We start from the raw sequence: 25,946 nt of genomic DNA, 5'->3' as shown, positions 1-25,946 counted from the left end.
TTTTGTTGGATTGATGAAAAATTTAGAAATGGAGGATGAGGGTTATGAGAGAAAATGGACTGTTTTCAAGAGCGCTTATATATGCAATTATATTGTATGTAATTTCAATTTTAATGGATAGTGTATCGATTAACGGTATTGGTTCTGCACTTGTAGGTGGATTTATTTTGGCGATATTGAATACATTAATTAAGCCGGTTCTACAAATTCTATCACTACCAATCACGATAGCAACTTTAGGTATTTTTTCTCTAGTAGTCAATGGTGTAGTATTGTCCTTGGCTGCATTTTTGACACCGAATTTTACGATTGATGGATTATGGTCAGCAATCTTGGCTTCCACATTGTTTTCAATTCTAAATTTATTTATCACAAGGTCTGGAAGACGAGATTATTAAAAATAAATTGCAGATTAATTATAAGATTCTACTGTTTTATGGAATGGGTAGAATCTTTATTTTTGCAAAGAAAGAAGGGGTATTATGCATTTTGAAGAAGCTGAACGATATATATGGAATAGACCGAAGTTTAGTAGAAAATTAGGCTTGCATAGGGTAGAGTATATTTTGAAGCATTTTTCGAATCCTCATCAAAAATTACAAATTATACATGTTGCAGGAACAAATGGAAAAGGCTCTGTCAGTACTTATACAGCTAGTATTTTGATGGAAATGGGTTATGATGTTGGAGTATTTACATCTCCACATATGTTGAAATTAAATGAACGAATCTTATTAAACAATATACCAATTGACGATAATCAAGTATGTAGATATGTTGAGAAGTTGATTCCGGTTGAAAAAGAAATGATGGAACAATTTGGAGAGCGACTATCTGAGTTTGAAGTGTTAACAATCATAGCTTTATTATACTATTCTTTTGAGAATCCTGACTTTGTTATTTTAGAAGTGGGTTTGGGCGGAAGATTAGATGCTACGAATGTTTGTAATCCAATTTTAAGTATTATCACCTCTATAAGTTTAGACCATCAACAAATTTTAGGAGATACACTAGAAAAAATAGCTGCTGAAAAAAGTGGTATTATTAAAGAAAATGTACCACTTATTGTAGGAAAACAGAAAAGTGATATTGTTGTAGAAATAGTTTTAAAAAAAGTACAAGTGTGTAATACACATGCTTATTTTGTAGGGGATGCCGATATTGTAGGAATTGGATTACATGGTATGTTTGTAGATGTAAAAACTCCATTTAGTACAAAATATAATAATTTAGAAAGCGCTATGATAGGATTATATCAGATAGAAAACATCGCAACTTCTGTATCTGCGATTGAATTGTTAAATAGAATCGGATATATTACAAATCCGGAAGAAAGAATTTCGTCAGGAATAAAAAATTCTTTTATTGTCGGAAGAATGCAGGTTATTGGTGAGAATCCAATTGTAATAGTAGATGGTGCACATAATGAAATGGGGCTATTTCAGTTAAAAGAAACATTGAAATTGTTATTAGAGAAAAAAATTATTTTGGGTGTGGTATTTGTTACAGGAATGATGAAAGATAAAGTGGTAGAAAAACAGATAAAAGAGCTATCTGATTTATCGGAAAAAACTATCTTTGTATCATTACAGACAGAGAGGGCAATGACACAAAAAGAGTTAAAAGAACGTTATTTTAACCTAGATAGAAATAGTTATTTCGAAGAGAGTTTGGAACGAGGCATTGATATTGCTAGAAACATAGCATTGGATAAGAATATGGCAGTTGTTGTAGGAGGTTCTTTGTATCTAGTTGCTGAAGTGATTGCCTTGTATAGCAAGGATTCTCATGAAAAATAGCAAAATATCTTTAAAAATTATTCTAAATATGGTAATCTGAAGAAAACGTTTTAGTAAAACGGTTACCTTGAAAGGTGAAACAAAATGGGAAAAACAATTAGAGATATTGCGAAGTTATCTAACGTATCTATTGCGACTGTTTCTAAAATTATTAACGGAAAAGATTCTAATATTAGTGAGCCTACACGAAAGCGCGTAAAAAAGATTATGGAAGAGCAAAAATACACACCTAATCCAATTGCTCGGACTTTGGTTACTAAGAGAAGTAATACATTAGGGATTATTGTTCCGGATATAGGGAATCCTTTTTTTTCTCAATTGATTCGTGCGGTAGAAGATTTTTCAAATATTCGAGGATATCATTTAATTATTCTAGATACTGATGATGATATGGAAAAACAAAAAACAAGTTTGCAAGTCATGCAAAAAAAAATGGTCGATGGAATTATTTTAGTTTCATCTTCTTTTCAGTTGGAAAAACAAGAGCAGTTACCATTTCATTCACCTGCAGTTTTGGTAGACGGAAATGATGAAAAGCAATATTTTATTGGAAAAGTTGGGATAAACAATACATATGGAGGATATATTGCGACCAAACATTTAATTGAGAAAGGATGTAAAAAAATAGCTTTTTTGTCCGGTGGTGAGTATTCCAGTTCAACCAAAGAGCGTTATGTTGGTTATCAGAGAGCTTTGGAAGAAAATAATATTCCTTTTTCAGATGAACTATGCTTATTTGGAAAATTTAACAGTGAGTTTGGATATGAGGCAACAAACAAAATGTTAGAAAATAGGCTTGAGATTGATGGTATTTTTGCAGGAAGTGATTTAATTGCCTTAGGAGTGATGAAAGCTTTAGAACTACATGAGTTTTCTTTGCCGAATAAAATTAAATTGATTGGATTTGATGATATTTATGTATCACAATATCTTTCTCCGGCACTGACTACGATTAGGCAACCTATTTATGATATTGGAAAATTAGCTGCTGAAATGTTGATAACATATATAGAAACTGGAAAGATAGAGGATAAGGTTTTGTTGTTAGATACAGAACTGATTGAGAGAGAAACAACATAATGATGTGAATGGTAGTTTTATTTGATTATAATGAAAAGGGGTAAACTATGATTTGTGTAGTAGGAAGTTTGAACATGGATTTGGTCATAGACTGCCAAAGAATTCCAAGTGTGGGCGAAACTGTAATCGGGAAACAGTTTCATACCATACCGGGAGGTAAGGGAGCAAATCAAGCAGTTGCTTGTGGTAGATTAGGTGCAGAAACCTATATGCTTGGTAGAGTAGGGAATGATGGTTTTGCAGACGAATTGTTAGAATCTTTGAATGAAAGCAATGTAAATACGAAAGGCATTCAACGTTGTTTAGAACCGACAGGAGTGGCCGTTATCAGTGTAAATGAACAGGGCGGAAATAGTATTATTGTTGCAATGGGAGCTAATAATACTGTTTCAAAAGAGTATATTGACAGTATGAATGATGTGTTAGAGAAATCAGATATTATAATCTTACAACACGAAATTCCGTTACCTACAGTAGAGTATATAATTGATTGTTATGCAGAAAAAAGAAAGACAATTGTGTTAAATCCTGCGCCTGCAATGGAAGTGTCAGATTATGCTTTGAGTAAAATTGATTTTTTGATACCGAATGAACATGAAATTAAAAAAATTTCCTCTGGAATATCATCTAATTTGGAGGGATATGAACCATATATTAATTACTATTTAGAAAAAGGAGTAAAAAATATTATCATTACTCTTGGTGAAGATGGATGCTTACTTGCAACAAAAAAAGAGAATAGAAGATTTCCGGCAAACAAGGTAGTAGCATTAGATACGACAGCTGCAGGGGATACATTTGTTGGAGCTTTTTGTGTAGAGTATGAAAGAAGTTCGAATGTAGAGAAGGCCATTGCTTTTGCTACTATTGCATCTTCAATCTCTGTTACTAGAAAAGGTGCACAGACGTCTATTCCATATTTATATGAGGTTGAAGCAATGTTATAGTATTTGTATATGGTTATGAATGGAAACATTATCATTTTGAAAAGAGGAATTGATTGTGAAAAAATCGGAATTATTAAATAGTGACTTATCTTATGAAATCTCGAAAATGGGACATACACAAACTATATTGATTGGTGATTGTGGATTACCGATTCCAAATGGTGTAAAAAGAATTGATTTAGCTGTAAAAAGAGGTGTGCCATCTTTTGCAGACGTTTTAGAGACAGTATTGTCTGAGCTATGTGTAGAAAAATATATCGTAGCAGAAGAATTACATACTGAAAACGTTAATATGGACCATTATATTAAGAGAACCATGGGTTTAGTACCAAGTGAAGTTGTTTCGCACGAAGAATTGAAAAAGATGTCTGAACATGTGGTATGTATTGTTAGAACGGGTGAAGCGAGTCCTTATGCTAATATAATATTACAGTCAGGAGTTCGGTTTTAAGGAAGAGAGATGAATATGAGTAAGTTAAGTATAAAGAATATTTCAAAACAATTTCCGGGGGTAAAAGCCTTGGACAGTGTTTCCTTGAGTGCTTATGCCGGTGAGGCAATGGCTTTGATGGGAGAGAATGGTGCGGGAAAATCAACTCTTATTAAAATTTTAGCCGGAATTTACACAAGAGATGAGGGAAATATTTTTATTGATGGAAAAGAAGCAGATATTAAGACAGTAAAGGATTCACAAAAATATAAAATTGCTATTATTCATCAAGAGTTAAACTTAATTCCTAACCTAACTGTTGCAGAAAATATTTTTATTGGGAGAGAACCTGTAAAAAAATTTAATATTGTTGATAAAGAAAAGATGATTAAAGGAGCAGGACAATATTTGCAGGAATTGGGTGTTACTATTTCTCCTGAGAGTCTTGTGTCTGAATTATCAATCGCGGCACAACAGATGGTTGAAATTGCCAAAGCTATTTCTGAAAATGCTGAAATTATTGTTATGGATGAACCTACAGACGCATTAACGGACAAGGAAGTAGAAACTTTGTTTAAAGTAATCCGTTCTTTGAAAAAGCAGAATAAAGCAATTATCTATATTTCTCATAGAATTGGAGAAATTTTTGAAATATGTGAAAGAACAACTATACTAAGAGACGGTCAGTTGATTGGAGAACGAGAAATTTCCAACTTAACAGAGGACGAAGTGATTCAAATGATGGTAGGAAGAAGTTTAACAGAACAGTTTCCTTATGTTAAAGTGGAATCAGAAGAAGTCATTTTGGAAGTTGAAGAATTGTGCAATGAATTTTTTGAGAATATATCGTTTCAATTAAAAAAAGGTGAAGTATTGGGTATTGCCGGATTAGTAGGTTCAGGACGAACAGAATTGGCAAAGACAATATACGGAACCCATGTTGCAAAAAGAGGAAATATTCGAATGTATGGAAAATCGATTGATTGTCACAAAGTTTTTTCTGGATTGGAGCATGGGATTGCTTATGTATCGGAAGATAGAAAGAAAGATGGTTTAGTATTGTCAATGAGTGTAAAGGAGAATATGAGTCTTTCTTCGATGAAAATATTTAGGACAATTTTCGGTGTTAATAAGAAAAAAGAGGTTGAATATTCAGAGCATTTTAAGAAAAAGATGAACATTAAGACACCAAATATGGAACAAAAAATAAAAAATCTGTCTGGTGGAAATCAACAGAAAGTATCTATTGCAAAGTGTCTTATGACAGAGCCTGATGTATTAATATTGGATGAGCCAACACGTGGGATAGATGTCGGTGCCAAGTACGAAATCTATGAATTGATTAACCAAATGAAGAAAGAAGAAAAGGGAATTATTGTAATTTCTTCTGAAATGCCGGAGTTATTGGGAATTAGTGATAGAATCATTATTATGCATGAAGGACGGAAAAAGGGAGAATTACTAAGAGACGAATTTTCACAAGAAAAAATCATGCAATATATACTTTCATAAATAAGGAGTAGATCTTATGTTAAAAAAATTATCCATAAAAAAAATGAAACCTGTGTTAGGTTTGATTTTGTTTTCTGTAGCGATTAGTATAATTAGACCTAATTTTATGACATCCGCAAACTTGTTAAATGTCTTAAGACAAACTTCTATTAACGCAATTATAGCTGCAGGGATGACTTTTGTTATTTTAACCGGTGGGATTGATTTGTCTGTAGGTTCTATCTTGGCATTTAGTAGCGCCATTGGAGTATGGATGTTACAAACTGGAAATGGAATTGCAGTAAGTATATTGGTTTGCCTTGTTATTGGAGCGCTTGCCGGTCTATTTAACTCGATTGTAATAACAAAGGGAAATATTCAACCGTTTATTGCCACTTTAGCTACAATGACATTACTTCGTGGAGCGACACTTGTTTTCACAGGTGGAAAACCGTTAGCGATTTCTTTTTCAAAGGATGCGATAAATTTAAATAGTTTGAGTATGTTTCAAAAAATAGGTTCCGGAAAAGTATTGGGAATTCCTGTACCAATTATCATAATGATTGTAGTGTTTTTATTATGTTGGCATATTTTAAAAAATATGGCAATTGGAAGATATATTTATGCAATCGGTGGAAATGAAGAAGCTGCTAAATTATCCGGTTTGAATGTAAAAAAAATGAAAGCAATGGCATATGTGTTCAATGGTGTTCTGGCAGCATTGGCAGGGTTGATTTTATCATCTCGACTTGTATCTGCGCAACCAACTGCTGGGAATGGGTATGAATTAGATGCAATAGCAGCTGTCGTCTTGGGAGGAACTTCTCTTGCAGGGGGACAAGGATCTGTACTTGGCACGATATTGGGAGCTTTGATTATCGGTGTATTAAACAATGCTCTCAATTTAATGGATGTATCATCTTATTATCAGATGATTTGTAAGGCTATAGTGATACTGGTAGCAGTGTTATTAGATAGAAAAGAAAAATAAGGAGGATATTTTTATGAGAAAGCGTTTAGCATTATTATTAACAGCATTGTTAATGGTAACAGCAGTATTTGCTGGTTGTGGAGAAGAAGCAAAAACAAATTCTGATGCCCAAGCTGCAACAGGAGGAAAAGTAGGTTTAGTTGTTTCTACATTAGATAATCCGTTCTTTGTTGACCTAAAAACAGGAGCAGAAGAAAAGGCAGCTGAACTTGGATTAGAGTTGATTGTATTGGATTCTCAAAATGATCCTGCAAAAGAATTGTCAAATGTAGAAGATTTGATTACAAAAGAGGTGAAGATACTTTTAATTAATCCTACAGATTCTGATGCAGTGGCTTCGGCAGTTGCGGCTGCGAATGAAGCAGGCATTCCGGTTGTTACTCTTGATAGAGGAGCAAATTCCGGCGAAGTTGCAACACATATTGCATCTGATAACGTAGCCGGTGGAAAGATGGCAGGAGAGTATATTATTGAACAACTTGGTGGAAAAGGAAATGTTGTAGAGTTAGAAGGAATTCCTGGAACATCTGCAGCTACAGACCGTGGACAAGGATTTAATGATGCGATTGCTGGAAAAGATATTAAGGTAGTAGCAAAACAAACAGCTAATTTCGATAGAACAGAAGGACTTTCTGTAATGGAAAATATTCTTCAAGCTCAACCTGAAATTGATGCTGTATTTGCACACAATGATGAAATGGCACTTGGTGCTTTGGAAGCAATAAAAGCATCTAACCGTGATATTAAAGTAGTAGGATTTGATGCTACAGATGATGCTAAAACTGCTGTTGAATCTGGAGAAATGTTGGCAACTGTTGCTCAACAACCAAAATTAATCGGTTCTTTGGGAGTAGAAACAGCTGGAAAAATTTTAGCAGGAGAAAAAACAGAAGCAAGTATACCTGTAGAATTGCAATTAATTGTAAAAAAATAGTGTTTACTTGTATATCTAATAACAAACAGAAAACTATATTTGAACTATAGCTTCATAATGAATAAAAATAGAATAAATAGAAAAGATATCTTGATTGACAGAATACATAGTTGTTAATTAAGATATCTTTTTTGTGTTAAGATTAAAAAGGTTGTGTAGACAAAATGTCTTTATAGAAAGTTTTTTAAAAGACTATGATAGTACATTAAAATAATATTCATAGAAAATAAAGCTGTCATAATCGACAATAATGTTTACAAAACATTGGTTGATGTGAATTCATGAATTACATAATAATAAAAAATTATTTTTTAATAATCATCATCTAAATAGAAGTAATTTTTATCTTTATATTGCCATGAAATACAACAATCAATATTAATATTTTGGATAGATTTGAAAATACATTTTTCGACATTTGGATTTTGTTTTTTTAATTCTGAAATTAAATTTTTTATTTCTTTTCGTTTACTAGGAACTTCATTTCTTGTTACGGTACATCCGCAATCCATTGGAAAAATTTGAATAAAGTTCATATATTTTTGAATATGTTCTTCATAGACATAGTATAGAGGGCGTATAATTTCCATGTTAGTAAAATTGGTCGACTTCAGCTTAGGTAACATGGTTTTAAAACAACCGGTGTATAAAAGGTTCATCATGGTAGTTTCATTTACATCATTAAAATGATGCCCCAAAGCCAATTTGTTGCATCCCAACTCTTCAGCTTTTCCATATAATGCACCTCTTCTCATTCGTGCACACATATAGCAGGGATTTTCTTTTGCAATAGTTGTGGTTACTTCAAAAATATCTGATTGAAAAAAGTGTACAGGAATATCCATAGCTTTGCAATTTGCAATAAGAGAGGATTCATTCTCTTTACTGAACCCTGGGTTCATAGAAATAAATACAGGATCAAAAGGAATATCAGAGTGTCGAGACAATTCTTGTATTAGTTTAGCCATTACAAGACTATCTTTCCCTCCTGAAATTGCGATAGCAATTCTATCGTTTTTTTTGATCATCTCAAAATCAATAATAGCTCGAATAAAAGGTGACCATAGGTATTTTCTAAATTTTTTAATTAAGGCTCGTTCCATTTCTTTTGTTGGAATAGGAGGAGTTATATTTGTACTCATCAGACAAAATATCCTTTCTTTTTTAAGTATAGTTTGTGTTGTTTTGATTATTATAATTTCAGTGAAATGAATTTAAAGAGGAGTCTATTGTAACATAAAAGTACTGATTTTAATATATAATCGGATATGTAAAGAAGAGATTTATTATTTTTCTGATTACGATTTAATCGAAGAGAACAGGGGTGTTAGTCATAAATCTTTTATAATGTCTAGTTTTATTCAATTTTGATTATACTTTCAAAATTAAGTTTCAGAGTTAGAGTATACTGAGTACCAGAAAGTATTATGATAAAAAAATTTTCAAATGATGTATATTTTTTATGTAGATTTAATATTCTAATGTAATTTCGTAAATTACTATTTTGAAAATTTGATTGAGATTATCTATAATTTTTTAGAAATATTGTTGTGATAGTAGTGTTTTTGGTATACAAAGATTTTATTTTGTAATACAATAAAAGGATGAAATTTATAATGGATTTTTACGTAATAAATAATAAGCTTTGTTTTGATTAAAAAATACAGATAAATGTATAATTGATAATAAGATAAAAATTTTTTCACAACAAAATGAAAGGAAAGGTATTATAATATGAAACCTGAATTAATCAATCGCATTAATGCTCTTGCTCATAAATCAAAAACAGAGGGTTTAACCGAGAATGAAAGAATAGAACAGCAAAAGTTAAGAAAAGAGTATTTGGATGCTTTTCGTGAAAATTTCAAAAAGCAGTTAGATAATATTGAAATAGAGTATAGAGACTGATTATTTTTGTCGGTTTAAAAATTAAGGAGGTTGCACTTGAATATAAGAAAAAAAGAGTTGGGACATGGAATCACTTTTAGAAAAATTGATTGTACCCAATTTAAAACTAGTATAATATCAGTTTATTTTAGAAAAGAATTGTCTAGGGATGATGTCACACAAAACTCTCTAGTACCATATGTACTGAAATCTGGAACAAAGAATTATCCTACAGATTTGAGTCTTTCAAAGTATTTACAGGAGTTGTATGGCACAAGACTTGGGATTTCTGTATTTAAGTCCGGTGAAAATCAAGTGATTGGATTTAAGATGAGCTTTGTACAAGATGAATTTTTGGAAGAAAGTATTTTGGAATCGGTAATTTCTGTTCTTTCCGAAATTATTTTTTCGCCAGTTTTAGAGGATGGATTTTTTTTAAGTAAATATGTAGATACAGAAAAAGAGGTGCTTAAAGAATCTATATTAGCAAAAATTAATGATAAAGGGCATTATGCTAAAGAAATGTGTATTGAAAAGATGTGCGAAGAAGAGGTTTATGGTATTGCTGAAGAGGGCTATTTGGAAGATTTGGTTGAGATTACTCCTCAAAAATTGTATCAACAATACCAAAATTTGCTTTCTAATTCTTTAGTAGATATTGTAGTTGAAGGTACCATGGATTTTGATAGAACTGCAGAGCTAATTCAGAAATATTTTTCTTTTCCGACAGAACGAAATTTTGTGATAAAAAAAGAAGTTGTATCAAAAACTGTAGAAGTGGTTAAGGAATATGAAGAAACAATGGATATTGAACAAGGGAAACTGGTAATGGGATATCGAACGAATCGAAGTATACGCGATGATGATTACTATGCGTTGTTGATGTATTCTGTTATTTTAGGAAATGGTTCTTTCTCTAAATTATTCAGAGTGGTTAGAGAGAAAAATAGTTTGTGTTATTCTATTGGAACTTCTTTAGAAAAATTGAAGGGAATTATGTTTATTCAAACAGGCATAGACTCCAAAAATAAAGACCGGATTATAGGTTTGATTAAAGAACTGATGGAAGATATGAAAATGAAGAACATCTCAGACGAAGAAATTTCCCAAGGGAAGAAGTTGGTAATAAACAGTTTTAAAAGTGTGAAAGATAGTGTTATGGGACTATGTGACTTTTATTATTTTCAAACCTTACATGAAAATGAAAAATCTATAGAAGAGATTATAGAAGCTATTCAAAGTGTGACAGTAGAAGAAATAGCGAGAGTTGCACATGATATTCAGTTAGATACTATTTTTTTCTTAAGAGGCAAGGGAGAGGTAAGTAATGAAACAAAATAGTATGATGTACCGTTTAAAAGATAAGATTTTTCATAAAAAATTATCAAATAACATGGATTTATTTTTTATGAAAAAAGAGGGATTTACTAAAAAATATGCTGTGTTTGCAACAGATTTCGGATCAAACAATCTGAGTTTTGTCAGTCCTCATACAGGAGAGGAAGTTACAGTAAATGAAGGAATTGCACATTTTTTAGAGCATAAAATGTTTGAACAACCAAATGGGACGGATGCGTTTGAAAGATTTTCTGAAATAGGTGCAGACGCCAATGCATTTACAAATTTTGACATGACAGCCTATTTATTTTCTTCTACTGATTTTTTTTATGATGGATTGAAACATTTGATTTCTTATGTGCAAACACCATATTTTACTAAAGAAAATGTTGAGAAAGAAAAAGAAATTATTGCACAGGAAATCAAAATGTATCAGGATAATCCGGAATGGGTGCTGTTTTTTAATGCATTAAAAGCAATGTATATAAACCATAATAATAGAATTGATATAGCAGGAACGGTAGAGAGTATTTATAGAATTACACCTGAGGAACTTTACACTTGTTACAATACTTTCTATTCCCCATCTAATATGGCTTTATTTGTGATTGGAGATTTAGATTGGAATGACATTGTAAGCGTAGTGGAAAATACAGTGAAAAATGATCTTGCGTTTGAAGGAGGAGTACATCGACTTAAGAAAGAAGAGCCAAACAGAGTTAACCAAAAAACAATTGTAGAAGATTTTCCTATCTCTATTCCTATGTTTATGATTGCATTTAAGGAAAAAATGGATGGCGAGCTTAGAGGAAAAGACTTGATGAAAAAAATAATTTCGACAGAAATTATTTTAGATTTGTTGTTCCGTAAAGGAAGCGGATTGAATGAAGAGTTATACAATGAAAATTTGATTTTCTCTACTTTAGATTGTGAATATAATGCAAGTAGAGATTATGGATACACTTTAATATCTGCAGAAAGTAGAAAAGAAACGACTGTTATTCAAAAAATTATGGATTGCATTGCAAATGCAAAGAAACTAGGCTTGAATCAAGAAGATTTTGATCGAGTTAAGAAAAGCAGAATCGGAAGTTATATTAAGTCTTTTGATGCTATGGAAGGATTTGCAAATAACTATGTAGCATATTATTTTCAAGGAATGGATTGGTTTGAGTATGGAGAGATATTAGAGGGAATTACTCTTGAGTTTTGTCAAGATAGATTAGAGAAACATTTTGTAGAAGATATGAAAGTTGTATCTTTTATTAATCCTAAGTAGTAAGAGTTGATTAATATTACAATGAGGATATATTTGAGATGGGGGGTATGATTTATGGATCCGATTGCATTTGAAATTTTTGGACTAGAAATAAGATGGTACGCGATAATTATTACCTTCGCAATGCTATTAGGTGTGTTCTTGGTTTCTAAACAAGGTAAAAAAGAGGGATTTGTAGAAAATGACCTAATGGATATTTTTCTTTGTGCGTTTCCTCTAGCTATTGTAGGGGCAAGACTGTATTATGTTTTGTTTCGATATTCTGTATATAAGGGAGATTTTTTTTCTATGTTAAATATCAGACAGGGTGGCTTGGCAATTCATGGTGGCTTGATAGGTGCTTTTATCGGAGGATATTTCATTATCAGAAAATATGGACTTAATATGTGGAAAACCTTGGATTTATACGCACCTTATATTTCTTTAGGGCAATCTATAGGAAGATGGGGTAACTTTATGAATCAAGAGGCTCATGGAGGGCCAACTAACTTTCCGTGGGGAATTATGATAGATGGAGTGAAAGTACATCCTACTTTTTTATATGAGTCCATTTTGGATTTCATGTTATTTTTATTTTTAATCAATATTAGAAAAAACAAAAAATTTGATGGAGAAATGGTATCGATATATTTAATAGTATATTCAATAGGTCGATTTTTTATTGAGGGATTACGAACGGATTCACTTATGTTAGGTTCTTTTAGAATCGCTCAAACGATTAGTATTATGCTCATTATTATCGGATTTGGAATATGGGCTATAAGAAAGAATAAAAAATTAGACAGTCCCTATTTCAAAAATAAATAATTACAGATGTAGTTAAAGAAATTTTAATAAATTTTTATTTATGAGGTGGAAGGATGGAATTTTTACACAAACCGGTCATGTTAAATGAATGTATTGATATGTTAAATATTGTTCCAAACGGTATATATGTTGACGGAACTTTAGGTGGTGCCGGACATTCTCTTGAAATCGTAAAAAGATTAGATACGGGAAAATTGATTGCTTTTGATCAAGACATAGATGCAATTGAGAATGCTAAGATAAAATTAAAATACTATGATGATAAAGTGATATTGATTCATGATAACTTTCGTAATATAAAAAAATCATTGGAAGATATTGATATCTTTCACATAAATGGGTTATTATTAGATTTGGGAGTGTCTTCTTATCAGTTAGATTCACCGGATAGAGGATTTTCCTATCGTTATAATGCACCATTGGATATGAGAATGAATCGTGATGCAAAAATTAGTGCAAAAGAGATTGTAAATACGTATTCAGAAGAAAATTTAAAAAGAATCATTAGAGATTATGGAGAAGAAAAATGGGCAAGTCGGATTGCTCAATTTATTGTTGAAGAAAGAATGAAAAATCAAATTGAGACTACCGGAGAGTTAGTTCAAATTATAAAAGCTGCTATTCCAAAAAAAGCTAGAGAAGAGGATCAGCATCCGGCTAAGCGTACATTTCAAGCAATACGTATTGAGACCAACCATGAGTTAGATGTTATTTATGAAGTTTTAGAAAGTGCAGTTGAATTACTATTACCTGGTGGAATTATCTCTGTTATTACTTTTCATTCTTTAGAAGATAGGATAGTAAAGAATTTTTTTAGAGATGAGTCTACAGGATGTATTTGCCCACCGGAAATTCCAATTTGCGTATGTAATCATAAAGCAAGATTAAAATTCATTCAAAAAAAACCGATTCTGCCAAATGAAGAAGAATTGAGAGAAAATCCTCGTTCACGAAGTGCGAAGGTTAGAGGAGCAATTAAGTTATAAATGAATCAGAACAGATAATAGAAAGTGGGTTTATTTTGAGAAAAGATAGTAAAAAAAATATTATATCAGACAAAAAACTTGAAAATAATCCATATCGAAACTCACAAAGTGAAGCTTATCGTAAAATGAAAGAAAAGATGCAGAATGAAAATAGTGAAGCTTCTTCGAGTTCGGATACCATTTCAAAAAATAAGAAAAAAAACAAAAAATTCAAGGTTTTTTTTACCCCAAAAAAATATGTTGATCAAGGAGATAAATTAGATAATAGCACTACTGTAAATTATGTTGAGAGTAAAAATAATAAAAATTCGAAAGACAAAATAGAATCAACAGAATCAGTTCGTTTTGGAAAGACGGAGTTGAATAAAAGAGGGGTTATCGAGGAAAGAAAAGCCAAACAAAAGAGATTAAGTTCAAAAAATAGAAAGATAACGGCACTTGTTTTTGTTGCTGTGGGATTATTTTCAATTGTATTAGTTGGTTTAATCTATCGAAACACTCAAATTGTTAGATTAAAGTATGATGTCAATGAACTAAATAAAGAGTTATTGAACTTGCAAAATGAAAAAGAAGTATTGGAAGTACGGATGGAAAGCAATAATCGAAGTGATGTGATTGAAAAACGTGCCAGAGAGCAATTGGGTATGGATTATCCAAAAGAAAACAAGATTACTTATATCAAAGTAAATTAATGATTAATTTGTGTTTGAAACGGAGATTGCTTTAGTTATGAAACAGATAGAAGATAAAAAACGAAGAGATTTTCGGCTAAGGGTAACAATCGTCTTTTTTTCAGTGGTTGTATCTATTTTAGTGTGGAGATTATTGTGGGTTCAAATCATAGATTTCAGAAACTATTCCAGTAAGGCAAGCTATCAACAATATAGAGATGTTGAAGTGTTGCCTAAACGAGGAAATATATATGATAGGAACGGCAAGGAATTGGCAGTTAGTATTTCTAGTTACGATGTATATGTAGAGTTTATTTATGCAAAAACCTATGACAAAAAAGCTAAGCAAGAAAAAAAGTGGGGAGATAAAGAATGGGAAAGTTTTGCTCATAATGTGGGAGGCATATTAGGAGAAGATTCTAACAAAATTTTGGAAAAAGTAAAGCAAAATCAGGACAAGTCCAGATTTATTTTGACTAAAAAAATTGATTATGCTCAAAAAATGGAGTTAGAAAAACTTCACTACAAAGCCTTATTTTATGAAGAAAATACGAGAAGACTCTATCCTTACGGAAAATTCGCATCGTATATTTTGGGACATACTTCTAAGGATAATGTCGGACTAGGTGGAATTGAGGCTTATTTTAATAAGGAGTTAAGTGGTATTCCTGGAAGAAAAATCGTTCTTACTGATGCTAAGGCAAGGGAGTTGGAAGATCATTCCATTCAATATCATGAACCTGTGAATGGATATCATGTTATTTCAACAATAGATGAAGTGATTCAACATTATGTTGAAAAAGCGATGGAGCAGTCATATATTGAAAACAATTCGCAGAGGTCTATGGCAATTGTAATAGATCCTAAAACTGGAGATATTTTGGCAATGGCTGCGAAACCTGATTATAATCCAGAAACTCCAAATGAGTTGTATTATTATAGGTTTCGTGAAGCGATGAGTAAAGCTAAAACGAATGAAGAGCAAGTAGAAGTTCTTAATTCAATGTGGAGAAATCCTATGGTTAGTGATTTATATGAGCCCGGTTCTGTATTTAAAGTAGTTACTGCCAGTGCAGGTATAGAGGAAGGTGTAGTAGCGCCTAATTCAACTTTTGTAGATAGAGGATATGTTGAGGTTGCAGGAAAAAAATTATCTAATTGGTCCAAAATACCTTTTGGAACGATTGATTTTAGAAAGGCTGTAGGTCAGTCTGTTAATACCGTGTTTGTAGAAGTGGCAAAAAGACTTGGAACTGAAAAATTTCTAGAGTATGTTTATGCCTTTGGATTTGGAAAAAAGACTGGAATTTCGTTACCTGGTGAAGCGGAAGGAATTATTTATTCCTTAGATAAATTAGGACCTGTTCAACGTGCTACAATGTCTTTCGGGCAAAGTATTTCAGTTACACCAATTCAAATGGTTATGGCAGTGAGTGCTGTAGCGAATAATGGTGAGTTGATGAAACCTAGATTGGTACGAGAAGTAATTTCAGATAATGGTGAAATTATACAAAGATTTGAACCTGAGGTCGTGCGTCGAACTACATCAAAGACAACGAATGATACGATGTTGGATTTGTTAGAAAATGTAGTTAAAAGAGAAGGTGGAAAAAAAGCAGCAATTTTTGGGTATCGGGTTGCCGGGAAAAGTGGTACGGCACAAAAAGTTGTTAATGGAAAATATCCAAAAGGGTATTATATATCGAGTTTTGTTGGAATTGCACCGGTAGAAGATCCAAAAGTAGTTGTTTTAGTCATTACTGATGAACCACGTGGTCAGCGTGGATTCTATGGAGGTGGAAACTCAGCACCTTTTGTTGGAATGATTTTACAAGATACGTTGAGATATATGGGAGTTACACCAAATGCAATTGTAAGTAATAATACCAACATAGAGAAAGTTGATATTCCTGAAGTAAGAAATATGACATTTAAAGAGGCAAGAGTATTATTGAATGCTAGCAGTTTAAAATATACGACAGATGTTGATTCTGTGAAAGATGATACTTTAGTTGTAGACATGTTTCCAAAACCTGGAGAAGTTGTTCCAATCGGATCAAGTATAGTTCTATATTTTGAAGGAAAAAAAATGGATGAAGTGCTCATGCCTAATTTGATTGGGAAAACTGTGTCTGAGTCACAAAAAATTGTTAACTCTTTAGGCCTACGATTTAATTTTTCGGGAAATGGAAAGGCAATCAAACAATTCCCTGAACCAAATAAATTAGTAAAAAAAGGTTCCATGGTAAATATTAAATTTGAAGATTCTTCCTCTGTCAAACCATCTTATGGTCAAAAGTCAGGTGTTTCAGAAACGGAAGAAACTCCTATGGAACAAAATAAGAATACAGAAAAAAATATTTCAGAAACCGATAATAATAGCGATAGAAATATAACAGAGGATACAGAGGAAAATATGCCATCTATTATGCGTATGAAGCATTAATATAAGTGTTAGATCCGGCAAGAGAGGGAGATAGTTATGGATATATTGAAATTTTCACAAATTGTTGATTGGTCAGATGGTATAGTTTTAGGAAATAGCATGTTTTCGGAATATATCTATGGTATTACAACAGATAGTAGAAAAGTTAAAAAAGGAGACTTGTTTATTGCTATTAAAGGAGAACATTTCGATGGAAATAACTTTGTAGATATGGCTTTAAATAATGGTGCTACAGCTGTTCTCTCAAGTGTTTCTCTTAAAAATCCTAGAGTAATTACAGTGGATGATACCATTAAATCTTTGGGAAAATTAGCATCTGCCTATAGAAATATGTTAAACGTTCCTGTAGTTTCTGTTACAGGTAGCAGTGGTAAAACTACAACAAAGGATATGATTTTTTATGCATTGAATTCACAATGTAATGCATATCGAACAGAAGGAAATTTTAACAATGAGATAGGGATGCCTCTGACAATATTAAATTCTCACAAAAAAATTGATGTGATGATTCTAGAAATGGGGATGTCCTCACTTGGTGAAATAGAATATTTATGTTCTGTTGCTAAGCCAAATATAGGTATTATTACTAATATTGGAACAGCTCATTTAGAGCAGTTAGGATCTCAAGAAAAAATATTTGAAGCAAAAATGGAAATTACTCGGTATATGGATGAAAAAGATATTCTTTTTGTTAATGGAGAAGATAAGTTTTTAAAAAAAGTGGATAGAGGCTTATATCGCCCAACTATTAAGACATTCGGTTTTTCTAATTCTTGTGATTGCTTTTGTAAAGGGTATGTCTATAGAGAAGATCATACTGAGATTTGTGCCATGATAGATGGCTTTGAGGTAAATTATAAAATTCCATCTCTAGGAAAACATAATATATTAAATTCTTTAGCTGCATTGGGAGTCGCCTCTGCCTTACAAATGGATGTTAAAAAAGCTGCCATAGGTTTGTTAGATTTTCAGCCGTCTAAATTAAGGATGCAGATTGAAAAAAGAAATGGGATAACAATAATAAATGATAGTTATAATGCAAATCCTGATTCTATGAAATCGGTGTTAAGTATTTTGGCAGAGAAGAACGAGGTTAGAAGAATTGCTATTTTGGGGGATATGTTGGAGTTAGGTCAGTATTCCGGTAAATATCATAAAGAAATAGGCGAATATGCTGCATCCTCTTGTGATTTTTTGATAGGAGTTGGTACCTATTCCAATTACGTGAGAGAAGGAGCGTTGGAGTGTGGTATGGATGAAAGTTTCTGTTATTCATTCCATACACAAGAAGAGGCTGTCTCTACCATAAAAGATATTTTGAAGGTAGGAGACGTTGTATTGTTAAAAGGATCTCGTGGTATGGCGATGGAGAACATGATTGATTTGATATTTTAATGATAAGGAGTGTATAGAGTGAGTATTTTTTTTGCATGGATAATTTCTTTTGTTATTGCGGTATGTTTGGGACCTGTGATTATTCCCATTTTAAGAAAATTAAAATTTGGACAAACAGAGAGAGAAGAGGGACCTGAAAGTCATCAAATTAAATCGGGGACACCTACAATGGGGGGATTCATTTTTATTATTCCAATAACCATTGTAACACTTTTAATTGGTGAAGTTCATGTTGATACGGTACTACCTATATTAGCACTTTTATTATTTGGTAGCATTGGTTTTATTGATGATTACATTAAAGTGGTAAAGAAACGAAATTTAGGACTTCGTGCATATCAAAAAATAATACTACAATTAACATTTGCAATAGTGATTGCTATACTGGAGTTAAAGTATTCTTCTTTAGGATCATCGGTATATATTCCATTTTCAACTAAAATGTGGGATATGGGATATCTTTACATTCCATTTCTTGTTATTTTGTTGATTGGAGTTGCCAACAGTGTGAATCTGACAGACGGTTTAGATGGTCTTTGTAGCTCTGTTACTATTTTAGTCATGCTATTTTTTGTAGTTGTATCAAACATTATGGGGCGTATAGAACTTGTATCTTTTAATATGGCTGTAGTAGGTTCTTGTCTTGGTTTCTTACTATATAATAAATATCCTGCAAAAGTTTTTATGGGTGATACAGGGTCTATGGCTTTGGGAGGTGCTGTTGCAATCAGTGCGATTCTCTTACATATTGAATTAATTCTTCCGTTTGTTGCCATAGTGTATATGTTTGAGGCATTGTCTGTGATTATTCAAGTTCTATCATTTAAAACAAGAGGTAAGAGAGTATTTAGGATGTCTCCTTTACATCATCATTTTGAGCTTGGTGGTTGGAGCGAAGTTAAGGTCACTATGTTGTTTACTATGGTTACGTTGGTTTTTTGTGTAATCGGGTGGTATGGATTGACAGGAGTATGTTTTTAGGAGGATATAAATGAAAGAAAAAAACAAGTTTTTGATGATAGGTCTTGGAAAAAGTGGACTTGCAATGATTGAATATTTGGATGCTTTAGGAAAAAAAGTATTAGCTTATGATAACAATAAAGATTTAAAGATACAGATTGAAGATTACAAAAATGTAGAATTTTATATTGGAAAAAATCCAAGTGGAGAAGAAAATATAGATCAAGTGATTATTTCTCCAGGAGTACCTACAGATTTACCTTTTGTGAAAAAATTCATTGAAAGAGGAATTGAGGTTATTGGAGAAGTAGAGTTTGCATACCGTCATAGCAAGGGGAATTTTGTTGGAGTGACTGGTACAAATGGGAAGACCACAACTACAACATTGTTAGGAGAGTTTTTTAAAAAATCCGGTTTAGATACAAAAGTTGTTGGAAATATAGGCAATCCTGTTATTGAAGCTGTTAGAGAGGCTAGTGAAAATACATGGTATGTGTCAGAGTTATCCAGTTTCCAATTAGAAATGATAAAAGAATTTAGGTGTCATATAGCAGGTTTTTTGAATTTAACACCTGATCATTTGAATAGGCATGGGTCCTTACAAATTTATGGAGAGATGAAATCAAATATTTTTAGAAATCAAACTAAAAGTGATTATGCAGTTCTCAACTATGAAGATAATTATGTATGTCATTTAGGAGAGAAACTGGTTTCAAAGGTATTGTTTTTTTCTACAAAAAGAGAAGTTCCTTGTGGAATCTATTTGAAAGATGGCTATATCTATGAAAATATAACAGGCTCAACAAATCAGTTGTTTGACAGAAAAAGTGTTTTGCTTGCAGGAAATCATAATATGGAAAATGTTTTGATGGCAATGTGTATGGCACATTGTGCAAACATTTCATTTGATTGTATGAAGTCCGTTTTATCTTCTTTTGAAGGAGTAGAACATAGACTGGAGTTCGTGGAAATGATTGATGGAGTTAGATATATAAATGACTCTAAAGGAACAAATCCTGATGCATCAGTAAAAGCTGTAGAAGCTTTTGAAAAAAATATTATTTTAATTGCCGGTGGAATGGATAAAAAAGTTCCTTTTGATAAGTTTGTAGAAACATTTACCGGAAAATATTTAGGTAAGGTAAAAATATTAATTTTGCTTGGGGAGACAAAATATTTAATTAAAAATTGTGCTCAAGAGCATGGATTTAATTCTATAGAATTAGTCAACAATATGGAAGAAGCTGTAACTATTGCACATCAAAAAGCAACAGATGGAGATATCGTATTGTTATCACCAGCATGTGCATCCTGGGATATGTACGATAGTTATGAAATCAGAGGAGAAGATTTTAAAAATAGAGTACGTGGATTACGTTAGATAAATAGGAGTTGTATGGAATGAAAAAAAAGCGTCAGGGAGAGATGGATAAAACAATATTTTTTCTTGTGGTTATTCTTATTTTAATAGGACTAATTATGGTTTATAGTTCCAGTTATATACAAGCATATTATTCGGGAAGAAAAATGTCTCATTTTTTCCTATCAAACTCTAGATATGCAGGAATAGGTCTAATTGGGATGCTTATTATTTCTAAAATTCCATATACCTTTTATCGCTCAAATCTATTTTTCGTTTGTTCGATATCTATAACAATACTTTTTTTAATACTGACATTAATTTATGGGGAAAACATCAATGGAGCTACAAGATGGATCAATGTGAAAGGTTTTACCTTTATGCCATCTGAATTTGCAAAATTGGTCTGTATTTTATCTATGTCTAAGTTATGTTCCTTTCGAAAGGTTAATATTAATAATTTTTGGTACTTAGTTGCAGTCTTATTATTTCATTCGATATTTGTAATTTTAATTGCTGTACAACCTCATATTTCAACAACAATTACTTTATTAGTTGTAATAACATATATATTGATAGTAGCTGGAATTTCAGGTAAATATATTGCTGTCATCTTAGGATTCATATCGAGTGCTTCTGTTATTTTAATTACATTTTCATCTTATGCAAAATCGCGTATACTTGCTATTTATAGTCCGTCTATTACAGGGAGTAAAGCAGAAGTTCAGGTTTTGAATTCATTATATGCTATTTCCAGTGGTGGATTTCTTGGCAGAGGAATTGGTAACAGTATTCAAAAATATTTGTACTTGTCTGCTTCCTACAATGATTTTATTTTTTCGGTGTATGCAGAAGAAACAGGTTTTTTTGGATCTATATTATTGATTTTATTCTTTTTCATTTTGATTATACGCTGTATACAGTTAGCTCAACTATCTCCGGATAAATTTAGTTCGTTGGTAGTAAGTGGAATTATAGCTCAAATTGCTTTTCAATTTATTGTCAATGTTGCAGTTTCTTTGTCATTGTTTCCAACAACTGGAGTACCATTACCATTTATCAGCTTTGGAGGTTCTTCTTTGGTGATATCAATGGCATCGATGGGTATTGTGTTAAATATTTCAAGATATCGTAGACGAATAAATAATTCAAGAGAAATACAAGGGGTAAAGGAGTACTAAAATGAAAGTGATTGTATCGGGTGGTGGAACAGGTGGACATATTTATCCAGCAATTTCTATTGCAAATGCTTTTTGCAAATCTGTAGATGATGTTGAAATTTTATATATTGGAACAAAGAGTGGACCAGAATCTGAGATTGTTCCTAATAATGATTATCCTTTTGTAGGTATTGAAGTGAAAGGATTTTTAAGAAAAATTAGTATTGAAAATATAAGGAGAATTTACTTGGCTTTGAAAGCTACGAAAGATTCTTTAAAAATTATCAAATCCTTCAAACCGGATATTGTTATTGGAACTGGTGGTTATGTTTGTGGTCCTGTATTACGAGCAGCAAAAAAATATGGGGCTTTTACTGCGATCCATGAACAAAATTCCTTTCCAGGATTGACAAATCGTATTTTATCTAAGTCAGTGAATATTATATTTTTGGGTTCTGAAAAAGCAAGAGAAAGATTCCATACAGACAAGGAAGTGTGTTTTGTTGGAAATCCTGTTCGTGATAGGGTTTTTGGATTGACTAGAGAAAGTGCAAGACAACTATTGGAGATTCCTTTAGAAGAGACTATGATTTTATCAGTAGGAGGCTCTGGAGGAGCTGAGAGTTTGAATGAAGCTTTTTTAGGCTCATTACCTTATCTGTTAGAAAATAACATATCATTTCTACACATTACAGGAAAAGTACATTATAATCAGTTTATGGATCGTGTTAGAAATTATGAATTTTCTAAACATCAGATATTTAAGCCTTATGAACATGATATTTTGTTATATATGGCTGCAGCAGACTTGGTAGTATGTAGCGCAGGAGCAACAACCCTTGCAGAAGTCAATGCAATGGGTAAAGCTTCAATCGTTATCCCCAAATCATATAGCGCTGAAAATCATCAAGAATATAATGCTAAATTTATCAAAGAAAAAAATGCTGGTGATTATATTCTTGAAAAAGAATTAAATTCAAAAATTTTGTTAGACAAAATCACGAAAATATGCTTTGATGTTGAATGTAGGAAAGAGATGGAACGAAATAGTATAAGTATGTACCCTTCGAATCCTGCTGAAAGTATCGTGAAAAAGATTATGGAAAAGTTGTCATAAGGATATGATTTAAAAGGAATATGAAAGTATGGATAAAAGCACAAACTCAAATAATATAAATGAAAGTAATGTAGTTTTTTTATCTGAAAAAAAATTAGATTCAGAGAACATCGTGAAGAACAGTACCTATTCAAAAAAAATAAAAAATTCAATCATAAATTTTCTAAGTAAGAAGAGTTATGTGAAAAAAGTGCAGATTCTAATCTTTATATTTTTGATCGGAATGTTACTGTTCTTAGTCTCTCCCGTGTGTAAACTCAAAATGATTGTAGTTTTAGGTGATAACACGTTAACTCAAGAAGAATTGATTCAATTAGGAAAAATCCAAACAAATAGAAGTATTTACCTTATATCAACATCTACGATTGAATCAAGATTGACTGAAAACCCTTATGTAAAAAATGCAAATATTACTAGAAAATTTCCTAATAAATTGATTGCAGATTTAAATATGAGAGAAGAAGTTGCTACTGTAAATTTTGAAGAAGGATTTGCTATTATTGATCATACAGGATATATTTTGAAGATTGAACAAGATGTAAGTAAGATTGTGAAACCTTTGATTACAGGAGTTAGTAGTAATAAAGGACTTAAAGTAGGTCAAATGTTGACTTCCTATGAAGAAAATGATTTTAGGATGATATTGGAACTAATTTCAAACATCCAAAATGCAGGATTGATACAAAATATTTCGGAAATGAATTTGCAAGATCCTAAAAATATTTACATGATTACTACTCAAGGTTTAAAAGTATTACTTGGGGATGGAGAAGATTTGACTTACAAGTTGATGCAGCTAAGTCCAATTTTGGTAGATTTGCATACACACAATATCACTTATGGTACGATAGATATGAGATTTAACAGTTATCCTGTCTATAGGGAGAATTAAGATGATGAAGACTAATATTGATCGAATAAAAAAAAGCAAGGCATTGAATCGCTATATTATTTTTTTATTTAGTGTTATTATTGGTATTGGCGTTGCAATGCAAATAAATATTGCTGAAAAATATACAGGATCTACTACTACTTCACAGCGAATTAGGGTTCTTCAAATAGAACTGAAAAATATGAAACAGAAAAGAGAATCATTAGAAGCAGAGCTGACAGAATTAGAACAACAATTGATTCAGTTGAAAGAAAGTGATAAGAGTGGAGAAGATGTTGAGCAAAGTTTGAAAGAAGAAATTGATAAGTATGAAAAAATGATTGGTTATAAAAAGGTATTTGGTTCAGGTGTTGAAATAGAGCTAACAGAATCTATAGGACAAGAGAATTCTACTTTATTGACTAACTATGAATTAATTTTGTCACTTATCAATAAATTAAATGCAGCCGGTGCTGAGGCGATATCAGTAAATGAAGAGAGGTATGTTCTAACGAGTCATCTTGAGGTTGTAGATGGACAACTTAAAATGAATAATACTGTTATAAAAATGCCGGTGGTTATTAAAGCGATTGGCGATATGGATACCCTGGAAGCAGCAATGAATTTTAGATATGGTATTCTTTGGGAAATGAGAAATTATTATGGGATTGAAGCACAGGTACAAAAAAAAGAATCAATTGAGATTCCAAGATATACTGGATTGATAGAATATAATTATGCAGAACCTATTAAAGAGTGATTTGTATGCCAAAAAAAAGTTTGAAAAATAATTTAATACTATTTTTTTCTTTTTTCCTGACGATGTTGATTGTCGCTCAAATTAGAATAGTAAAAGATCAATACCTATATACCAGTTTGAAAAGTATTAAGGTAATGGAAGATGATCTTAGTATAGAAACTGAAGAATTGAGTCAGTTAAACCAGTTGAAAGAAGAAAAGCAGCGAGAACTGGACGCTTTTTTAAACATAAAAAAGACAGAGAACTCATCTGAACTTTTAACTGACATACTCCTGCACAGAAAAATGCAAGCAGGATATCAGAAAGTGAAAGGAAAAGGTGTTATCATAGAACTGATGGATAGTGAAGACGAAGTTGGGGATGGAGAGAATCCAAATAACTTATTAATACACGATCAAGATATATTAATCTTATTGAATGATTTGAAAGTTGCGGGTGCTGAAGCGTTGTCTGTCAATGGGCAAAGAATTGTTGCTGAGAGCGAAGTAAAATGTAGTGGTGCTACAATCACTATTAACGGAACTACTTATGGGCAACCTTTCATTGTTAAGGCGATTGGAGATCCAAAACAATTAGAAGCAGCTGTCCTTTCTCCGGATTCATATGGTGATATTTTGCAAAAATTGTATCATATTAAAGTAAAAACAGAAATAAAAGATTCGGTTGAGATTGTTGCGTTTGAGAAATAATAAGAGGAGGGAGTAGAAGATGGCTTGGGCTATTATTGGAATCTTGTTGGGAGTAATTGTAGGAGAATACTTACCATTTACATATCCTGATAGTTATTCTTTATATATTTCTGTTGGAATTCTAGCAGCGATTGATTCTATATTTGGTGCAGTAAGAGCTTCGATGGAAGATAAGTATGATAATGAAATATTTGTTACCGGATTTTTATCTAATGGAATTTTAGCATCTTTTTTATCATATCTGGGAGATAGAATGGGTGTACCTCTATACTATGCACCTATTTTAGTATTCGGAGGGAGATTATTTGATAATTTCGCAGTTATTAGAAGATTAATTCTTAAAAGATTAAAAAATAACTAGAATGCTGTAGCAATAAAGTATAAAAGAAGTGTGAAAAGTATTGACTATATACGTAATTTAAGATAAAGTGAAGGGTAACAAAGTTTATATATTAAGACTTCTATTCTTAGGGAGGCCGTGTAATAATATGGTACAATTAGATATGAAAGATAATGTGAATAGTGAAGTTATAAAGGTAATCGGAGTC

The 25,946-nt window shown here is 31.9% G+C and carries 25 protein-coding genes; 24 read left to right on the top strand and 1 reads right to left on the bottom strand.

Features of this window, described 5'->3' with window-relative positions; translation table 11 throughout:
- Positions 1-44 precede the first annotated feature (44 nt).
- From ACO5GE_RS02180 to rbsB, 8 genes are all read left to right on the top strand, one after another.
- Positions 45-398: a phage holin family protein gene (locus tag ACO5GE_RS02180; protein ID WP_484829290.1), complete on the top strand. Its 354-nt coding sequence runs from the start codon at positions 45-47 to the stop codon at positions 396-398.
- A gap of 84 nt (positions 399-482) precedes the next feature.
- Complete coding sequence (locus ACO5GE_RS02175) at positions 483-1,799, top strand: bifunctional folylpolyglutamate synthase/dihydrofolate synthase (protein ID WP_484829289.1); 1,317 nt, start codon at positions 483-485, stop codon at positions 1,797-1,799.
- A gap of 84 nt (positions 1,800-1,883) precedes the next feature.
- Positions 1,884-2,879 carry a LacI family DNA-binding transcriptional regulator gene (locus ACO5GE_RS02170; protein WP_484829288.1) on the top strand — a complete coding sequence of 332 codons (996 nt, stop codon included), beginning with the start codon at positions 1,884-1,886 and terminating at the stop codon, positions 2,877-2,879.
- A gap of 47 nt (positions 2,880-2,926) precedes the next feature.
- Entirely contained in the window at positions 2,927-3,826 is a 900-nt protein-coding gene (rbsK, locus tag ACO5GE_RS02165; RefSeq protein WP_484829287.1) for a ribokinase, read from the top strand.
- A 55-nt stretch (positions 3,827-3,881) separates the two neighbouring features.
- Positions 3,882-4,277, top strand: a complete 396-nt coding sequence (rbsD, locus tag ACO5GE_RS02160) for a D-ribose pyranase (protein WP_484829286.1) — start codon at positions 3,882-3,884, stop codon at positions 4,275-4,277.
- A gap of 15 nt (positions 4,278-4,292) precedes the next feature.
- A complete protein-coding gene (locus ACO5GE_RS02155) occupies positions 4,293-5,768 on the top strand; it encodes a sugar ABC transporter ATP-binding protein (RefSeq protein ID WP_484829285.1) in 1,476 nt (491 codons plus the stop codon).
- 16 nt (positions 5,769-5,784) lie between these two features.
- Positions 5,785-6,738: an ABC transporter permease subunit gene (locus ACO5GE_RS02150; RefSeq protein ID WP_484829284.1), complete on the top strand. Its 954-nt coding sequence runs from the start codon at positions 5,785-5,787 to the stop codon at positions 6,736-6,738.
- A gap of 13 nt (positions 6,739-6,751) precedes the next feature.
- A complete protein-coding gene (gene rbsB, locus ACO5GE_RS02145; protein ID WP_484829283.1) occupies positions 6,752-7,672 on the top strand; it encodes a ribose ABC transporter substrate-binding protein RbsB in 921 nt (306 codons plus the stop codon).
- 311 nt (positions 7,673-7,983) lie between these two features.
- Here rbsB and ACO5GE_RS02140 read toward each other — a convergent pair whose 3' ends face one another.
- Positions 7,984-8,814 (bottom strand): tRNA 2-thiocytidine biosynthesis TtcA family protein, encoded by an 831-nt coding sequence (locus ACO5GE_RS02140; protein WP_484829282.1) that lies wholly within the window; start codon positions 8,812-8,814, stop codon positions 7,984-7,986.
- 592 nt (positions 8,815-9,406) lie between these two features.
- Between ACO5GE_RS02140 and ACO5GE_RS02135 the strand changes: the two genes are divergently transcribed.
- From ACO5GE_RS02135 to ACO5GE_RS02060, 16 genes are all read left to right on the top strand, one after another.
- Positions 9,407-9,580, top strand: coding sequence for a DUF896 domain-containing protein (locus tag ACO5GE_RS02135; protein WP_484829281.1), 174 nt, complete (start codon positions 9,407-9,409; stop codon positions 9,578-9,580).
- Between the two features lie 36 nt (positions 9,581-9,616).
- Positions 9,617-10,900, top strand: coding sequence for an EF-P 5-aminopentanol modification-associated protein YfmF (gene yfmF / locus ACO5GE_RS02130; RefSeq protein ID WP_484829280.1), 1,284 nt, complete (start codon positions 9,617-9,619; stop codon positions 10,898-10,900).
- Positions 10,887-12,176, top strand: coding sequence for an EF-P 5-aminopentanol modification-associated protein YfmH (yfmH, locus tag ACO5GE_RS02125; protein ID WP_484829279.1), 1,290 nt, complete (start codon positions 10,887-10,889; stop codon positions 12,174-12,176). The genes yfmF and yfmH overlap by 14 nt, the downstream gene beginning before the upstream one ends.
- A gap of 54 nt (positions 12,177-12,230) precedes the next feature.
- Positions 12,231-12,983 (top strand): prolipoprotein diacylglyceryl transferase, encoded by a 753-nt coding sequence (lgt, locus tag ACO5GE_RS02120; protein ID WP_484829278.1) that lies wholly within the window; start codon positions 12,231-12,233, stop codon positions 12,981-12,983.
- Between the two features lie 53 nt (positions 12,984-13,036).
- Positions 13,037-13,969, top strand: coding sequence for a 16S rRNA (cytosine(1402)-N(4))-methyltransferase RsmH (gene rsmH, locus ACO5GE_RS02115; protein ID WP_484829277.1), 933 nt, complete (start codon positions 13,037-13,039; stop codon positions 13,967-13,969).
- 35 nt (positions 13,970-14,004) lie between these two features.
- Entirely contained in the window at positions 14,005-14,661 is a 657-nt protein-coding gene (locus ACO5GE_RS02110) for an FtsB family cell division protein (RefSeq protein WP_484829276.1), read from the top strand.
- Positions 14,662-14,698: 37 nt separating this feature from the next.
- Positions 14,699-17,086, top strand: coding sequence for a penicillin-binding transpeptidase domain-containing protein (locus ACO5GE_RS02105; RefSeq protein ID WP_484829275.1), 2,388 nt, complete (start codon positions 14,699-14,701; stop codon positions 17,084-17,086).
- Between the two features lie 36 nt (positions 17,087-17,122).
- The gene (locus ACO5GE_RS02100; RefSeq protein ID WP_484829274.1) at positions 17,123-18,481 is read left to right on the top strand and encodes a UDP-N-acetylmuramoyl-tripeptide--D-alanyl-D-alanine ligase; all 1,359 of its coding nucleotides are present in this window, start codon (positions 17,123-17,125) and stop codon (positions 18,479-18,481) included.
- Positions 18,482-18,499: 18 nt separating this feature from the next.
- Positions 18,500-19,462: a phospho-N-acetylmuramoyl-pentapeptide-transferase gene (mraY, locus tag ACO5GE_RS02095; protein WP_484829273.1), complete on the top strand. Its 963-nt coding sequence runs from the start codon at positions 18,500-18,502 to the stop codon at positions 19,460-19,462.
- A gap of 10 nt (positions 19,463-19,472) precedes the next feature.
- Complete coding sequence (gene murD, locus ACO5GE_RS02090; RefSeq protein WP_484829272.1) at positions 19,473-20,822, top strand: UDP-N-acetylmuramoyl-L-alanine--D-glutamate ligase; 1,350 nt, start codon at positions 19,473-19,475, stop codon at positions 20,820-20,822.
- Positions 20,823-20,842: 20 nt separating this feature from the next.
- Positions 20,843-21,982 (top strand): FtsW/RodA/SpoVE family cell cycle protein, encoded by a 1,140-nt coding sequence (locus tag ACO5GE_RS02085; protein WP_484829271.1) that lies wholly within the window; start codon positions 20,843-20,845, stop codon positions 21,980-21,982.
- Position 21,983: 1 nt separating this feature from the next.
- Positions 21,984-23,078 carry an undecaprenyldiphospho-muramoylpentapeptide beta-N-acetylglucosaminyltransferase gene (gene murG / locus ACO5GE_RS02080; RefSeq protein ID WP_484829270.1) on the top strand — a complete coding sequence of 365 codons (1,095 nt, stop codon included), beginning with the start codon at positions 21,984-21,986 and terminating at the stop codon, positions 23,076-23,078.
- A gap of 181 nt (positions 23,079-23,259) precedes the next feature.
- Positions 23,260-23,970: a cell division protein FtsQ/DivIB gene (locus tag ACO5GE_RS02075; protein ID WP_484829269.1), complete on the top strand. Its 711-nt coding sequence runs from the start codon at positions 23,260-23,262 to the stop codon at positions 23,968-23,970.
- A gap of 1 nt (position 23,971) precedes the next feature.
- Positions 23,972-24,709, top strand: coding sequence for a DUF881 domain-containing protein (locus tag ACO5GE_RS02070; protein ID WP_484829268.1), 738 nt, complete (start codon positions 23,972-23,974; stop codon positions 24,707-24,709).
- Between the two features lie 5 nt (positions 24,710-24,714).
- Positions 24,715-25,398 (top strand): DUF881 domain-containing protein, encoded by a 684-nt coding sequence (locus ACO5GE_RS02065; RefSeq protein WP_484829267.1) that lies wholly within the window; start codon positions 24,715-24,717, stop codon positions 25,396-25,398.
- A 19-nt stretch (positions 25,399-25,417) separates the two neighbouring features.
- Complete coding sequence (locus ACO5GE_RS02060; protein ID WP_484829266.1) at positions 25,418-25,759, top strand: small basic family protein; 342 nt, start codon at positions 25,418-25,420, stop codon at positions 25,757-25,759.
- The last annotated feature ends 187 nt before the right edge of the window (positions 25,760-25,946 follow it).

It is taken from the genome of Filifactor sp. (genome assembly GCF_057248345.1).
This window is presented reverse-complemented; position numbering and strand designations above follow the sequence as displayed.